This window comes from Pseudomonas sp. Irchel s3f19, assembly GCF_900187555.1.
GTDB lineage: Bacteria > Pseudomonadota > Gammaproteobacteria > Pseudomonadales > Pseudomonadaceae > Aquipseudomonas > Aquipseudomonas capeferrum.
Genome location: NZ_FYDW01000009.1, coordinates 1 through 16,066, shown reverse-complemented (window position 1 = coordinate 16,066; position 16,066 = coordinate 1). Strand labels below are relative to the sequence as shown.

12 protein-coding genes and 2 pseudogenes are annotated in these 16,066 nt (G+C 61.6%); 5 read left to right on the top strand and 9 right to left on the bottom strand.

All coding sequences use genetic code 11. The annotated features are described in order from the left end of the window. Positions 1–6: 6 nt before the first annotated feature. The 4 genes from lpxK to CKW22_RS19355 form a co-directional block, all read right to left on the bottom strand. Positions 7–1,017 (bottom strand): tetraacyldisaccharide 4'-kinase, encoded by a 1,011-nt coding sequence (lpxK, locus tag CKW22_RS19370; RefSeq protein ID WP_095064809.1) that lies wholly within the window; start codon positions 1,015–1,017, stop codon positions 7–9. Further along, positions 1,017–1,451: a biopolymer transporter ExbD gene (locus CKW22_RS19365; RefSeq protein WP_033700584.1), complete on the bottom strand. Its 435-nt coding sequence runs from the start codon at positions 1,449–1,451 to the stop codon at positions 1,017–1,019. The genes lpxK and CKW22_RS19365 overlap by 1 nt, the downstream gene beginning before the upstream one ends. Beyond that, entirely contained in the window at positions 1,448–2,083 is a 636-nt protein-coding gene (locus CKW22_RS19360; protein ID WP_033700585.1) for a MotA/TolQ/ExbB proton channel family protein, read from the bottom strand. Before CKW22_RS19360 ends, CKW22_RS19365 begins: the two co-directional genes overlap by 4 nt. 113 nt (positions 2,084–2,196) lie before the next feature. Next, positions 2,197–4,407: a DNA internalization-related competence protein ComEC/Rec2 gene (locus CKW22_RS19355; protein ID WP_095064910.1), complete on the bottom strand. Its 2,211-nt coding sequence runs from the start codon at positions 4,405–4,407 to the stop codon at positions 2,197–2,199. A 142-nt stretch (positions 4,408–4,549) separates the two neighbouring features. On the opposite strand from CKW22_RS19355, the pseudogene CKW22_RS19350 reads away from it, so the two are divergent. After that, positions 4,550–5,047: pseudogene (locus tag CKW22_RS19350) on the top strand (DUF2062 domain-containing protein); the annotation flags it as partial. A gap of 12 nt (positions 5,048–5,059) precedes the next feature. Here CKW22_RS19350 and CKW22_RS19345 read toward each other — a convergent pair. The 3 genes from CKW22_RS19345 to CKW22_RS19335 all read right to left on the bottom strand — a co-directional run bounded on the left by CKW22_RS19345 (position 5,060) and on the right by CKW22_RS19335 (position 7,524). Further along, entirely contained in the window at positions 5,060–5,839 is a 780-nt protein-coding gene (locus CKW22_RS19345) for an ABC transporter permease (RefSeq protein ID WP_033700586.1), read from the bottom strand. Beyond that, complete coding sequence (locus CKW22_RS19340) at positions 5,836–6,768, bottom strand: ABC transporter ATP-binding protein (protein WP_033700587.1); 933 nt, start codon at positions 6,766–6,768, stop codon at positions 5,836–5,838. The genes CKW22_RS19345 and CKW22_RS19340 overlap by 4 nt, the downstream gene beginning before the upstream one ends. A gap of 132 nt (positions 6,769–6,900) precedes the next feature. Then, the gene (locus CKW22_RS19335; protein WP_033700589.1) at positions 6,901–7,524 is read right to left on the bottom strand and encodes a glutathione S-transferase; all 624 of its coding nucleotides are present in this window, start codon (positions 7,522–7,524) and stop codon (positions 6,901–6,903) included. Positions 7,525–7,712: 188 nt separating this feature from the next. Here CKW22_RS19335 and CKW22_RS19330 point away from each other — a divergent pair, with 188 nt between their 5' ends. The 4 genes from CKW22_RS19330 (at position 7,713) to CKW22_RS19315 (ending at position 12,175) form a co-directional block, all read left to right on the top strand. Next, positions 7,713–10,160, top strand: coding sequence for an acyl-CoA dehydrogenase (locus CKW22_RS19330; protein ID WP_095064807.1), 2,448 nt, complete (start codon positions 7,713–7,715; stop codon positions 10,158–10,160). A gap of 68 nt (positions 10,161–10,228) precedes the next feature. Further along, positions 10,229–10,639 (top strand): PA2817 family protein, encoded by a 411-nt coding sequence (locus CKW22_RS19325; protein ID WP_047583576.1) that lies wholly within the window; start codon positions 10,229–10,231, stop codon positions 10,637–10,639. Positions 10,640–10,843: 204 nt separating this feature from the next. Continuing rightward, positions 10,844–11,383, top strand: coding sequence for a fimbrial protein (locus tag CKW22_RS19320; protein WP_160015215.1), 540 nt, complete (start codon positions 10,844–10,846; stop codon positions 11,381–11,383). Positions 11,384–11,449: 66 nt separating this feature from the next. Continuing rightward, positions 11,450–12,175: a molecular chaperone gene (locus CKW22_RS19315; protein WP_084213365.1), complete on the top strand. Its 726-nt coding sequence runs from the start codon at positions 11,450–11,452 to the stop codon at positions 12,173–12,175. Positions 12,176–12,804: 629 nt separating this feature from the next. On the opposite strand, the pseudogene CKW22_RS27955 reads toward CKW22_RS19315, so the two are convergent. Beyond that, positions 12,805–13,138: pseudogene (locus tag CKW22_RS27955) on the bottom strand (autotransporter outer membrane beta-barrel domain-containing protein); the annotation flags it as partial. Positions 13,139–13,274: 136 nt separating this feature from the next. Further along, on the bottom strand, positions 13,275–16,066 hold a 2,792-nt coding region (locus tag CKW22_RS19305), incomplete at its 5' end, for an RHS repeat domain-containing protein (protein ID WP_095064805.1).

Genomic DNA, 16,066 nt, shown 5'->3' with positions numbered 1-16,066 from the left:
AGGGGCTCAGGGCTTATGGTGCCCGGGCAGCAAGCGTTGCAGCTGGCTGTCGAACCAGGCGCTGAACGCCGGCGACGGCTGCGCCTCGACGGCCAGGTACCACCAGTCGTTGGCAGCGAAGGCACGGCATTTGACCGCGTCCTTCTCGGTCATCACCAGCGGCAATGGCGGTGTGAACGACAGGCGGTCGGCGCTGAATTGTGCGTGGTCGGCAAAAGGGTGCGGCACCGGCTGCCAGTTTAGCCCCAGCAGGGTATTGAAGAAACGTTGCGGGTTACCGATACCCGCCACCGCATGCAGGCGCTGGCCTGCCGGGAACAGATCAAGGCCGAGACGTTCGCCGCTGCGCACATTGACCAGCGCAGACGGCTGCAAGCGGAAGGAAAAACCTGCCTGCGAATCAGCGCTGGCACCGTTGAACAGCACCGCATCGGCCTCTTGCAGGCGTTCGACCGGTTCGCGCAGTGGCCCGGCCGGCAGGCAACGCCCATTGCCAAGGCCACGTGCGGCATCAATCAGCACCAGCTCAAGGTCGCGCGCCAGGCGGTAGTGCTGCATGCCGTCATCGCACAGGATCAGGTCAAGCGGCTCGCTGGCCAGCAGCGCCTGTACGGCGCGGGACCGATCAGGGTCGATCATCAGCGGCACGCCGGTGCGCTGCACGATCAACAGCGGTTCATCACCGGCCTGTTCGGCGCGCTGATCGGCCTCGACGCGCCAGGGCAGATGCATGGGCTTGGCGCCATAACCGCGGCTGACCACCCCGACCTTGAGCCCCTGATTTCGGCAATGCTCGATCAGCCAGAGGATCATCGGCGTCTTGCCAGTACCGCCCACAGTGATATTGCCCACCACGATGACCGGCACCGGGGCTCGGTAGCTGACGCTTTCACCCCTGAGAAAACGCGCACGCTTGCGCATCACCACACGGCGGTACAGGGCTTCGAGCGGGCGCAGCAGCGCCAGGGCCGGATGCCCGGCGTACCAGGCAGCGAGCAATCGGTCGGCGAAGGCCATCAAGGCGTCCCCTGGGCGGCCTCGACGGTGGTCATGCGCAACTGGCTGAAGCCGAGCTTGCCGGCCGCATCCATCGCGGTAACCACGGCCTGGTGCGGGGTCTTGCCATCGGCGCTGATCGCCAGTGGCAAGCTGTGATCACCGCCCGCCGCCTGCTCGATGGCCTCGCTCAAGGTGGCCAGGTCGCTCTTGGGCAGCAGGTTGTTGTTCACCGAATACACGCCCTCGGCGCTGATGGTGATCTCCACCCGCTTGCCCTCATCGGCCGGCGGCTGCTCGGCACTGGCGGCCTCGGGCAGCTCGACGCGCAGCTGGGTCTCGCGGGTGAAGGTGGTGGTGACCACGAAGAACAGCAGCAGGACGAACACCACGTCGATCAACGACGCCAGGTTGATGTCGACGTTCTCCCGCTGGCGATTGCGCCGAAACTTCACGCCTTGCCTCCGGCCACTTCGACTTCGCGGTCGCCCTGGATCACTTCCACCAGCTTGATCGCCTCTTGCTCCATGCCGACTACCAGCTCATCGATGCGGCGCAGCAGGAAGCGGTGGAAGAACACCGCCGGGATACCGATCATCAAGCCCGCTGCGGTGGTGACCAGTGCCTTGGAGATACCGCCGGCCAGGACAGCGGCATTGGCAGTCATCTGCGAGCCCATGAAGGCGCTGAAGATGTCGATCATGCCCAATACGGTGCCCAGCAAGCCCAGCAGCGGGGCCATCGCGGCAATGGTGCCGAGGGTGCTGATGTAACGCTCAAGGTCGTGGATGACGCGCGACGCGGCCTCCTCGATGCACTCTTTCATGATCTCGCGACCATGGCGTGAGTTGGCCAGGCCCGCAGCGAGGATTTCGCCCAACGGCGAATCGGCGCGCAGGGCCTTGAGCTTGTCACTGGTGAGTTGCTTGTCCTTGATCCACATCCAGACCTGGCCCAGCAGGTGTGGCGGGGTCACGCGGCTGGCGCGCAGGGTCCACAGGCGCTCGACGACGATAGCCATGGCAACGATGGAACTCAGAATGATCGGCAGCATCATCCAACCACCGGACTTGACCAATTCCCACACAGTAAACGCCCCTTCGGAAAAAGGCCGCCACTCTATCATAGGAGCGCAGGGGGCTCATCTGCCGAAGGTCAGGGAATTGGCTGCCGGGTTTTCAGCGGTAGCGCTTCAGGGACTCATTCCCCACCCCGCCAAAACCGCCGCTGCCCGCGCACACCTTCCACCGCCCCCTGCGCCCCCAACACCAACCGCAACGCCCCTTCCACCGCCGTATCATGAATCGCCAGCCCATGCCGCCGATAACGTTCGACCACTTGCGCATGTGGATGACCAAAACTGTTGTTACGCCCCCGCGAAATCAGTACCCCGCGCGGCGCCGTAGCGCGGATAAACGCCTCGGTGGACGAACTACGGCTGCCATGGTGCGGTGACTGCAACCAATCGATACGTGTCGCCCCGTGGGCCGCCAGCCATGACCGTTCGGCACCCGCCTCCATATCCCCCGCCAACAGCAGCCGCTCCCCCTGTGCCTCGACCAGCAGCACACAAGAGCGGTCATTGCTGCTCTGCCCTTCAGCCCAACGCCATAGCGAAAAGCGCACGCCATCCCATTCCCATTGCTCCCCACTGACACATGGTTGCAGCGCCAGGCCCTCCAGCGCCTCGCCACCCAGCATCCGCCTGACCGGCAGCCCACGGTGGATAGCCCCAGCACCGCCCGCATGGTCGGCGTGGGCGTGGCTGATCAACATCAGGTCAAGGCTGCCCACCCCCAACTTGCGCAGGGTTGGCAGCACCACCCGCTCGCCCAGGTCGTACTCACCCTTGGCCGGCCCGGCATCGTAGAGCAGGCTGTGATGACGGGTACGCAGCAGTACCGCCAGCCCCTGGCCGACATCCAACTGCCAGACTTCCACCTGCCCTGCCGCCACCGGCTCTCTGGGTACCCACAGGGCCAGCAGCATGACCCCACCCAACCCGCGCATGGGCACGCCACGGGGCAACAACACCAACAGCGCGGCCACGCCAACCAACGCCCAGGCCCACAGCGGCAGAGCCGGCGGCACCCAGGCTGGCCGCCAGCCCGCTACCACGGCCAACACCCTGAACAGCACATCCAGTAAGCCACCAGCCAGCCACAACAGCGCCTCCCCGAAGCCCGGCAGGGGCAAAAGCAACGTACCCAGCAACGCCAACGGCAAAACCGCCAGGCTGACCCACGGCACCGCCAGCAGGTTGGCCAGCGGCGCGCTCAGGCTCACCGGCAAACCAGTGGCCAGCAGCACCGGCAGCAAACCGATAGCGATCACCCACTGCGCGCGCGTCCAGGCCTGCCAGGGCCGCCAGCCGCCCAACCGGGCGCCGAAGCAATAGATAAGAATGGCCACGGCAGAAAACGACAGCCAGAGCCCAGGCAACAGCCCCGCCAACGGTTCAACCAGCAGCACCGCGACCAGCGCCAGCAGCAACGGCAGCATGGCGCCGAGGTGGCGAAAACGCAGGCGCCAGAGCAGCACCACGGCCAGCATCAGGCAGGCGCGCTGTACCGGTACGCCAGCGCCGGCCAGCCAGCCATAGGCCAGTGCTGCCGCCATGGCCAAGCCACACGCCCAGGGCAACCAGGGCAGCCGTGCGGGCCAAAGCCCCCACCGCGCCAGCCCGGCGACCAAGCCATACAGCAGGCCCGCGACCAGGCCGATATGCTGCCCAGAGATCACCAGCAGGTGGACCGTACCCGTGGCCTGCAACGTCTGCCAATCCTCGCGGGCCAGGCCCCCGCCATCCCCAAGCACCAACGCCACCAGCGCCGCCTGCCGGCCGTTGGCATCGACCGCCAGCAGGCGTTGGCGCAGTTCGTCCCGCCAGCCACCGGCCACTGCGCTCAACACCTGCCCAGCCTTGACCGTGCCAGTGGCGCCAATCCGCCGGGCCAGCAACTGTGCTTCGCGATCAGGCCCGTGCGGGTTCAGCAGCCCGGCAGGGCGCTGCAAGGTCACCGCCAAACGCCAATGCTCGCCCGCCCTGAGTGGCGGCCCGTCGTACCAGCTCAGCTGCAAGCGCCGTGGCAATGCGCCACGCCGCGAAGCGGCCTGCTCCAGCTCGAACCGCACACCTTGCGCAGTGCGGCTCGGCAGGCCGGCTACCCTGCCCTCCAGCCACACTGTGCGGCCATCAAGCCCAGGCGCGAGCCGATCGTCCAGCGCGTGCTGGGCCGACCAGCACGCCCAGCACAGCCCCAGCACAAAGCAGCCCAATGGCCACAACCGGGTGAACAGGCTGGCGACGGCGCCGAGCAACAGCACAAGCAGCCATCCGACCGATGGCAATACGGGAAGAAAACCCAGGCAAAGCAGCCCGAGTGCGAGCGCAAACATCCCTGTGCGCATAAGGTAGAGCCCCAGAAGCGAAATGACCTTCTGAGGCATAGCGCAAATGCTGGCAAACCTTGCTCAACAATTGTCACAAACTCTAAACGAGGCGGTTAGGGATTCAAGGCATACTGGCCCGATAAACGCCCCGGGAGCCTACATGCCGCGCCGTCTTTTCAAACGCTACATGCCGGATCCGACCAGCATTCGGGAACACAAGTCCTTACGCTTTTTCGGCAAATTGCTGCACGACCCGAACCTCTGGCACCTGAACCGGCACTCGGTGGCTCGGGCCATGGGCGTGGGGCTGTTCGCAGCGCTGATCCCCATCCCCATGCAGATGCTGCTGGCCGCTGCGTTGGCGATCCCGGTACGTGGCAACCTGCCAATCGCCGTCAGCCTGGTATGGCTGACCAACCCGCTGACCATGCCACCGGTGTTCTTCATCACCTACATGACCGGCGCCTGGCTGTTGCAAATTCCGCCGCGCACACTGCCCGACGAACTGACCTTCGAATGGATCACCGACCAGCTGTCGACCGTGTGGCAACCCTTCCTGCTGGGCTCGGTGGTGTGCGGCGTGGTGCTGGGCATCCTCGCCTACTTCACCACCATGCTGTACTGGCGCTGGTGGGTTGGCCGGCAGTGGCGCCGGCGCAAGCTCAAATGCTCATGCACGCATGCCGCGGCCGCTGACCAGCAGGCGAATGCAGAGGGTGTAGAGCACCGCAGTGGCGACCAGCATGAAGGTGATCGCCGTGCCAATGCTGATATCCGACACCCCTAGGATGCCGTAGCGGAACGAGTTGACCATGTGCAGCACCGGGTTGGCCATTGACACGGCCTGCCAGAACGGCGGCAGCAGGTTGATCGAATAGAACACCCCGCCCAGGTACGTCAGCGGCGTCAGCACGAAAGTGGGGATGATCGAGATGTCATCGAAGTTACGTGCGAACACCGCGTTGACGAAGCCGAGCAACGAGAAAATCGTGGCCGTCAGCAGCACCACGACGACAGTGACGCCAAGGTGATGCACCTGCAGGTGAGTAAAGAACATCGACAGGATCGTGACGATCACCCCCACTGCCAGCCCACGCAATACGCCGCCCAGCACATAGCCGACGAGAATGGTGTGCGGCGATACCGGCGACACCATCAGTTCTTCGATCGAGCGCTGGAACTTGCTGCCGAAGAAACTCGACACCACATTGCCATAAGAGTTGGTGATCACCGACATCATGATCAACCCGGGCACGATGTACTCCATGTAGGTAAAACCACCCATGTCGCCGATCTGCCGGCCGATCAGGTTACCGAAGATGACGAAGTACAGGACCATGGTGATCGCTGGCGGCAGCAAGGTCTGTGGCCAGATCCGCAGGAAGCGCCGCACTTCACGGTAGACGATGGTGTTGAGGGCGACCCAGTTGGTGCGCAGTTCCACACTCATACGGCCACCTTCGACAGGTTTTTTTCCACCAGGGACACGAACAGCTCCTCAAGTCGGTTGGTCTTGTTGCGCAAGCTCTGCACTTCGATGTTCTGCAGCGCCAGCTGGCCGAACAGCGCCGTGATGCCGATGTCCTTGTCCACCTGCACCTCCAGGGTATGCGGGGTGATCAACCGGCACGGGTAGCCCTGTAGCACAGGGGCGGCGGGCAGGTCCTGCTTGAGGTCGAGGACGAAGGTTTCGACATGCAGCTTGCCCAGTAGCTGGCGCATGCTGGTGTTCTCGACGATGGTGCCGTGGTCGATGATGCCGATGTTACGGCACAGCTGCTCAGCCTCTTCCAGGTAATGCGTGGTGAGGATGATAGTGATGCCCTTCTGGTTGAGCTCGGTGAGGAAGCTCCACATCGACCGGCGCAGCTCGATGTCCACACCAGCGGTGGGCTCATCGAGAATCAGCAGGCGCGGTTCATGGATCAGCGCACGGGCAATCATCAGCCGGCGCTTCATGCCACCCGACAGCGAACGCGACTGCACGTCGCGCTTGTCCCACAGGCCCAACTGGGTCAGGTACTGCTCGGCGCGCTCCCTGGCAAGCTTGGGTGGGATGCCGTAATAGCCGGCCTGGGTGACGACGATATCGAAGGTCTTTTCGAACTGGTTGAAGTTGAATTCCTGCGGCACCACGCCCAGGCAGCGCTTGAGCGCAGAAGGCTCGCGGTCCAGGTCGTGGCCGAACACGTTCACCGTGCCGCTGGTCTTGTTGACCAGGGTCGAAAGAATACCGATGGTGGTGGATTTACCGGCGCCGTTGGGGCCGAGCAAGGCGAAAAAGTCACCTTCGGCGACGTCCAGATCGATGCCTTTGAGGGCCTGGAAGCCATTACCGTAGGTTTTGGTCAGCTGTCGAATGGACAGGGCAGAACTCATAGCGGGTCACGTACCGAGTGAAAAGGTCAGGACACGCCAGGGCAAATCACTGGCGCAGTGAGTGCGGCCATGGTGCTAGGGCTGGCCGCACAAGTACAGTCATGTGTATTGATAGTGACTATCGAGGCAGGTTCAAGTCAGCGCTGTCATCACCGCTGCCTGATAGGCAGGGCGCTGTTTGAGGCGCGCGTACCAGGCCTCCAGGTGATACATGGCCGGGCGTTCGATGGGCAGTTCGAACCAGGCATAGATGAAGCTACCCAGTGGGATGTCGCCCATGCCGATCTGGTCACCGGAAAGGTAGGGTTGCCTGGCCAGGGTTTCATCGGCAATCGCCAGCAATTGCGCGCACTGCTTGTGTGCGGCGTTGATCGCCACCCAGTCGCGCTGGTCTTCAGGCGTGCGCAGCAGGCCCCAGAACAACGGGCGGAACGGGGTGGCGAAGGACGAGGTGGTCCAGTCCATCCACTTGTCTGCCAGGGCCCGCTGCCGCGGGTCGTCCAGGTACCAACCCTGCTCTTGGCCATATTCGGCGCAGAGGTAGCGCACGATGGTATTGGACTCCCACAGGGTCAGGTCGCCATCTTCGAGCATCGGCACCAGGCCATTGGGGTTGCGTGCACGGTAGTGCGGCTCGTTGACCACGCCGAAAGCGCCGCCGGCATCGATGGATTCGAAGTCGAGGCCCAGCTCGTGGGCGATCCACAGCGCCTTGCGCACATTGCTCGAGTTCTTGCGGCCCCAGATCTTCAGCATGGCAACGTCCTTATGAGTGCAGAGGCCTGAAGTCTACTCCAGACCTGCGCCGCCTGTACCAGCATAGACAGACGATGCCCTGAAACTCCTGCTGCCACACCCTGTCACTGTTCTGACGATGCCGTTCATAGCGTTGCGTCTAAGCTCTGTGGGTTAGCTCTAGCCCCTGGTTCCAAGGAGGAGTGATTATGTTGCTGTTGTGGTTGGTGGTTCTGGTGATCGGCGCTGCGTACCTCACGCACCGGCGCCTGCCGCCCTTGCAGATACTCGGCATCATCGCCATCTATACGCTGCTGATGGGTATCTTCAGCAAGGCCCCCGGCTGGCTGCTAGCGGTGATCTGGCTGATACTCGCAGCCAAAACCGCGCTGCTGGTGCTGCCTGACTGGCGCCGCAAGGTATTCACGGGCCCTGTGTTCAAATGGTTCCAGCGCACCTTGCCGCCTATGTCGCAAACCGAACGCGAAGCGATCGATGCTGGCACCGTGTGGTGGGATGGCGAGCTGTTCAGCGGCCGCCCAGACTGGCGCACCCTGCTCGCCTACCCGGCGCCGAAACTCACCGAAGAGGAACAGGCCTTCATCGATGGCCCGACCGAAGCGCTCTGCGCCATGGTCAGTGACTGGCAAATCGGCCAGGACATGGACTTGCCGCCCGAGGCCTGGCAGCACATCAAGACGCATGGCTTCTTCGCCCTGATCATCCCCAAGGAGTACGGCGGCAAGGGCTTCTCTGCCCATGCCCATTCCCAGGTGGCCATGAAACTGGCCACGCGCAGCGGCGACCTGGCCTCCACCGTCATGGTCCCCAACTCACTGGGCCCGGCCGAGCTCCTGCTGCATTATGGTACCGACGAACAGCGCAACCACTACTTGCCGCGCCTGGCCCGCGGTGACGATATCCCTTGCTTCGCCCTCACCGGCCCGCTGGCCGGTTCCGATGCGGGCGCCATGCCTGACACGGGTGTCATCTGCAAAGGCCAATGGCACGGTAAAGAGGTCATCGGCCTGCGCCTGAACTGGGAGAAGCGCTACATCACCCTGGGCCCGGTCGCTACTCTGCTGGGCCTGGCCTTCAAGGCCTATGACCCAGACCATCTGCTTGGCGAAGAAGAAGAGCTCGGTATCAGCCTGGCGCTGATCCCGACCGATACCCCTGGCGTTGAAATCGGCAAGCGCCACCTGCCACTGGGCGCGGCCTTCATGAATGGCCCTAACAGTGGCAAGGACGTGTTCGTGCCCCTGGACTTCCTCATCGGCGGCAAGGACATGCTCGGCAAGGGCTGGATGATGCTGATGAACTGCCTGTCGGTGGGCCGTTCCATCTCGCTGCCAGCCGTAGGCACAGGCGCGGCCAAGTACACCAGCCTGGTGACCGGCCAGTACGCGAATATTCGCGAACAGTTCAACGTGCCGCTGGCCGCCTTCGAAGGTATCCAGGAATCGCTGGCCCGCATCGGCGGCAACGCCTGGCTGATGGACAGCGCCCGCTTGCTGACGGCCAAGGCCGTGGACCTGGGCGAGAAACCTTCGGTGTTGTCGGCCATTCTCAAGTACCACCTGACCGAACGTGGCCGCGAAAGCATCCAGCACGCCATGGACGTACACGGCGGCAAGGGCATCATCATGGGCCCCAACAACTACCTGGGGCGCAACTGGCAAGGGGCGCCGATCTTCATCACCGTCGAAGGCGCCAATATCCTCTCGCGCAACCTGATGATCTTTGGCCAGGGCGCCATCCGCTGCCACCCGTTCGTACTCAAGGAGATGGCACTGGCCGCTCGCGAAGACCGTGACCAGGCGCTGATCGAGTTCGATGAACTGCTGTTGAAGCACATCATGTTCGCCGCCGGCAATGCGGCCAGCACCTTGGTGTATGGACTGGGGTTGGGCCACCTGGAAAAAGTGCCGGGCGATGCCCTGAGCCAGGGCTACTTCCGCGCCCTCAACCGCCAGGCGGCAGCCTTTGCACTGATGGCCGACTTGTCGATGATGCTGCTGGGCGGGGCACTCAAGCGCCGCGAACGCCTGAGCGCACGCCTGGGTGATGTGCTGAGCTACTTGTACCTGGCCTCTGCCGCGCTCAAGCGCTATCACGATCTGGGCTCCCCAGAGCACATGCGAGCGCTGTTGCGCTGGGCAATGGAGGAGAGTCTCGGCCAGGCGGAAAATGCGCTGGACCGTCTGCTCGACAACTTCCCCAACCGCTTCATGGGCTGCGCGCTGCGCGTGCTGGTGTTTCCGTTTGGCCGTCGTCATACAGGCCCCAGTGATGAACTGGATGCCGAAGTAGCCGAACTGATCGGCCGCAGCAAGGGTGACCCTGCACTGGAAGAGCTGCTGGCCGGTTGCTACAGGCCCCAGGCAGAAGGCGACCCGGTGGCAGCGCTGCAGCGAGCCAGCGATCTACTGGACGACACGGCGCCACTGCGCAAGGCATTGCATCAAGCCATCAAGGAGGGGGACGTCCAATCAACCGCCGGCCAGTCCGCCATCGACGCAGCCCTCGCGGCCGGAGTGCTGCAGCCTGGTGAAGGCCTGCGTCTGCACGAAGCCGAGAACGCGCGCAGAAAAGTGATCGACGTCGATGCATTCGACAAGGCGCAGTTGCTGGCTGAACCGGGCAAGGTGCGCTGACCCTTCGCTCGAAAGGGGGCGCGGCGTATACTCCGCCCCCCGTTTCAGCCATACCGAGGACCCATTCCATGGCCAACCCCAACCTGGAATACCACCTGCAACTGCTCCAGCACCTGCGCACCATCCTGGTTGCACTGGGTGACGCAGAGCAGGTGCCGGAAGAAAGCCACGCCCTGTTCCTCGAACGCTTCGACGAACTGCTGAAGCTGTTGCCACAAGACCCACTGGAGAGCCAATACCTGGGCCAAGACCTGATCTGCCAGGTAATCCAGCGCTACCCGCAAATCGCACACCTGGTACCGCGCGACCTGTTGTGGTTCTTTGCTGGCGATTGCCTGCACTTCATGCCAGACGAAGAACTGGCGCTGTACCAGCAATTGGAAGAGCATCGATTTGAAGCCGAACAGAATGGCGAGCCCTTTGACTGGCATCAGGAAAAGCAGTTGTTGAGCAAGCCAGGGCACGGCAGTACTCACTGACCGCCAAGCGCTGTTATCCACTCGCTTCAGCGGCGGGCAGGGCTCGTAAAAAACCGAATGACGTGTCGTAAAATTCAGGCAAGCAACGCGAACTTTCCTACAGATCAGGTGCTTGATTCAGCCTACTCTGCAGCCGTGCCATCGAGCGGAGCATCGTTGTTGTTCAGCTTGAGGCCTTACTTAACACGTCATTTGGACATCATTGTGAAAAAACACTTTGTGGCATTAGCCATCAGCTTATCCAGCACCGCGGCCATGGCCAATACAGGCATTATCAATTTCCAGGGCACCGTCACCACTGGCGGCACTTGCCCTATCGAAGTGGTACACCCAGGCGGCCCAAGCCAGCCTATCCATCTGGGCCACTTCCGCACGCGGGACTTCACTGCTGAGGATCAAAACACCGCAATGGTGCCGTTCTCCCTGCGCATCACGCCTGACGCCTCCTGTAGCATCGACCCCACCAAGAAGGCCTTCGTGAAGTTCTCTCCGCGCTTCGGTGCCGACCCGACTGGCAAGCTGTACGCACTGCAAAGTGGTGTTGGCTACACCAGCAACCTAGCCTTGGAGATCCTCGACCGGAGCAGCACCCCGCTGCCACCAGAGACCGAATCCAATGCCCATGACCTGGACGAAAACCTTCCAACCGATATGCACTTTACCGCCCGACTGAAGACCACAGCGGGTAGCGTGCCTGAAGGGAGAATCGACACCAGCGTCGATTTCCTAGTCGACATCCGCTAAACGATCAATCCAGGCGCTTACAGGCGCCTGGACCGCTATCAAGCCACATCTGTCCAGGTTTTCCGCATGTCCATGCCTCCTCTTTTCTCCGCACTTCGTGCCACAGTGGCCGCCACATGCCTGAGCTTGCTGGCCCCCATTGCCCAGGCAGCACTGACCATCGACAGCACACGCATCGTGTTGCCCAGCAACAAGCGCAGCGCTTCGCTGGTAGTCGCCAACCCCAGCAAAGCTGCCTATGCAGCTCAAGTCTGGGTCAACACGGCAAGTGATGACACCACCACGAGTGTCCCGCTGCTCGCCTCACCGGCACTGTTCCGCCTGGACTCTGGCCGTGAGCAGTTGGTACAGATCAATGTCCTGCCGAACGACCTGCCAACCGATCGCGAGTCGCTGTTCTACTTCAATGTCCAGGAGTTACCGCAGGTCGACCCTGATGCCCGCAACGTGCTGAACATTGCCCTGCGCACACGCATCAAGCTGTTCTACCGCCCAAGCCAGCTCAAGGAAAAACCTGAAACCCGGCTCAACGAACTGCAGTGGTCTGCTCAACAGCTCGATGGTGCTTGGCAGTTGGTCGTGGACAACCCGACCCCCTTCCATTTCACATTCGGCCGCCTCGAGGTCAACGGCGAACAGCTCGACGCCAAGGCAATGGCCATCCCCATGGGGCGACAGCACTTTCCATTACCGGCGCAAACAGGTAATCAGGACATAGCGCTCACGTTCACCATCATCAACGATTACGGTGGTTTGAGCGCCCCCACGAGCCAAACCGTGACGCGCCATTAGGCCACTCGCTCAACTGAACAGGCTTAGATTGATCGACCTGGTCATCCGCCAACTCTCCCCGCCATCGAAGCTCAATTTCGACGTGATTGTGAACGAACTGGGAACCACGAGCCTCTGCAAGAATGCCTTATCAAGGCGTGTCTTGATGCCTGCGGTCAAATCAGACGCCTTGACCTCATACCCATCCAGCAGCGTTTCCTTGACCTCGCCGCTCCCCGGCAAGACTCCTGATACTTCGATACTTTTTGCTCAGGGAACATCAGGTACCAGGGGTCCATCAACACATCGGTCCAGGTGCCAACCTTGCTGAGGTAAACTTGCGTCCCCGACACGCCGGCGCCTTGCACATACGGGCTTCGATAAGCACTGGTAGGTGGCGCCTGCACGTTCACCTTACGCACAGCCGAAGGCAATTCGCCCTCCTTTGCTACAACCCGATAGCGCACCTCGACAATCTTGCCGGCATGGGCCACCACCTTGGCCAAGGGGATCTCGTATCGCCTGCTCTGCCCTTGGTATTCGAGCGGCGCGCCAATCCCGTCCAGCGCCAGCCTGACGGTTTCTGCTGTTCCCGTGGCCTTGGGCACCAATGGCCAAGTGAAACTGCGCGGCACAGGCTTGGCTTTTACCTCAAGCTGCTGGTAGCCCATACCGCTGGCCTGTGCGACGTTGTATTTGTTGCCATAGGCCCTGACCCAGCCGCCGGACTTTCGCTCATCCAGGCGCAGTTCACCCATGCGGCTGCGCAACGAACTCAACTCCCCGTACCACATGGTTGGGGCCGCACTGTACAGGGCAAGCACCGACGCTGTGCCCGGGCTGATCATTTTGCTGGCGCCGTCTAGGAACCAGTCGTTGCCCCCGCTGTACCAAGTCGTATGAAAAGGCGCCGAGGTCGACCGGCCCATCGCGCAACGAAAATTGCGCATCGCCAGCAGCCGCGTGCACCAGTTGCAAACTATTAGCCGCGTCAGCGGGCTTTTTCAGAGTAGAAAATAATCTTCATGGCTTCACCTATATGAGAGTTTGACCTCCACGATCACGTGCAGGCCAGCCGCCCCCTCGACTGGCCGACGGCACGCTTATAGATAACGGTGTACTAAAGGGTCGACTGATCTGCCAACCGATCAAGTGGATCGTAACCGTAACTGCCGACTTCCCCTCCCTCAGGCAGTTCAACACTGACGAGACGCCCCAAAGGGTCGTAGCCAAGGATTCGACCGGCTTCATCCCGAACAAGATTGCCATCGGGGTCGTACTCAAGAACAATGTCCTGACGTGCCAGGGTTTCAACTGCCCCCTCTGAAAGTTCCCAGCGCCCGGCGGCATTAACATACTTTTCGCCGCGCAATTTCGTCACCTCAAGGCCCGTCAATTGTGCCGGGTCGTCCGGGTTGTCGAATGCGTAAATAACATCGATACGCCCATCGGCATGCCAGGTGCGCACTGCCTCGATATTATCAAGGTCATCCAGGTAGAAGTCCTGAGATTCAATGACCACACCATAAGGATCGACGGGGGATAATGGCCCCTCACTGGTGTAATACACGAGCCTGGCCCGCGCGTCGTATTCGAAGTGATCCTCACGTAATAACGCGTTCTCCGCCGGCTTATTTCCAATGTCCGTCAGTGCCTTGCGCACGATGGCATCAACCACACTGTATTCCTGCTCCAGTTCTTGTACGGCATCGGTAAAAATAAAGCGCCGCAGATGCTCCCGCTCGAAATCATCATATTCCAACTCGGTCGTCAGGCGCTGACCTGCAACCTCATCGCCCTCCACCGTGGTGAAACGCCGAGTGCGCCCGAGTTCGTCATATTCAAATACGCTGGACGTTGCCCCCAGAGAGGTCTTCTCGAGCCGCCCCTTGTCATCGTACTCATAGGACTGCAACTGCCCCAGCACATCGGTATAGGCCACGAGACGACCGCGCAGGCTGTGCACATAGTGCATCTCGAAAGGTGCTTCCTGCCCCAGCGTGCGCGTTTCCGATTTAAGCTCGCCGTTGGAGAAATACTCACGCGCCAGCCCTTGGAACTGGGCCGGATTCAGCGCTCGCCCCTCCACCTCGGGCTGTTCGAGGCAGGATATTAACCTGGCGTTCTGCGCATCATATTCATACCGCGCATTGACGTTCGCATCGACAAGGCGCCGCCCCAAAGGTTCTTCACCCAATGGTGGCGCATACTCATACTCGATCATGTGCTGTTTCGGCGTCTTCACGAACCTGGGCTGACGCTGACCATGCTCATATTGCATGGCCCGGCGGCGCCCTCCGGTGATCGAAACGATCATCCGATCAAGGCCGTCGAACAGTTGATGGCCCAGCACGCTTTCGGTTGCACCATCCCGATGGACAACCTTGATCAGGGTCGGTAAGTCCTCACCACTGTGTGCTGCATAGTCGCGATGCACCACTGCACCATCGGCCAGGGTGTGGTCTACCAACCTGTCAAAAGCATCACGGGTGAACGTCACCTGCCCGCCACGGGCGTCGACCTCACGCGCCAGGCGGCCCAGGCCGTCATGGAAGGATTGATCAACACTGTACGGTTTGCCGTCGGTGTAGAAACGCGCCACCCGAGCAGGCTCGCCGAAGCGGTTCAACCAGGTTACCGTTTCGCCGGTGAGCGTCTCGCCGTCAGCCGACTCGCGATACTGCGTCACCACCGGCCCATTGCGCGACTGGGTACTGCCCTGCTGATCGATTCGCTCGTGAACGCGCACCCCGTCCGGGCCGATGACACAGCACGGCTGCCCCCACCCGTCGTATTCATACCGGGTCATCAACTTCAAGTTCTTGCGCTCCAACCAGTCGTACTCGACCTCCTCGACCTTGTTGCCCAAGGCATCGAACGCCACCGTAAAACTGATGCGCGGGGCCTTGCGAGCAAGCGGAGTCAGGCCGAAGTCAGTATCCTGGCGCTCTTCCCGGACCTCACGGCCGAGGCCATCGACATAACTCCAGGTGACGACCCCTTTGACGTCCTCTTGCGTCTGCACCGCCTGTTGGCCTGGAGCAGCCGCCAGCGCGTAGGTGTAATGACGACTCGCTTTGTACTTGGAATCGTTCGGTGACACGGTCTCACGTAACACTCTGCCCACCCGATCGTAGAAGTAGCTGATTTCCACGTCGTTATCGTCACGATTGAGCACGGGCTCGCCAATGAGCACAGATTGCAGCAGTGTCAGTTCCTTGCGCGTATCACGCACACCCTGCTCATCCCCATGATCCTGACCATGATCGAACCCTTCGAGGGTCTCGGTGGTCCTGACAACCGGGTGGCCGACCTTATCGTCTTTATCGTAGTGGAAAGTGTCTTCGACATAGACATACCCCACCTTGGTCACCGCCTCGCCATGGCGGCGTTCTTCGCTCTGTCGCCGTCCGTAACTCAAGCGGTCAGCCGCATCCTGGTAGTACCTGATGGTGGTTTCGCGCAGCGTCGCGCCATCGGTATCGCGTACCAGCGTTTCACGCTCAGGCAACCATTCACCGCCAGCAAGGTTGTCCAGAGGCGCCAGCACGTAGTACGCATAATCGGTCCGCAGAACATCGGCGCCTGCTTCGCCGTCAGTGGCGGGATACACCCAGTTTTTTTGCGGATGTTGAACGAACCCTTCAGCATCGGCGGGGTAGTATTCATGCACCGTACGAATACCGTTGGCTTGGGTCTCCTCGGTCAGGTTGCCGAACGCGTCGTAGTCGGTGGTGACGTTTTCTTCCCGATACTGCCGCGGATCATTCGCCAGGCTCCAATGCTTTGTCATGACGTGGGGTAGCTGGAACTTTTCCGGCTGGTTTTCGAAACGCTGGCCGGCCACTTCGTGGTAGGTGGTGCTGACGGTTTCGACGCAGTCGTCCTGGCGCGTGACCTGTTCGTTCAACA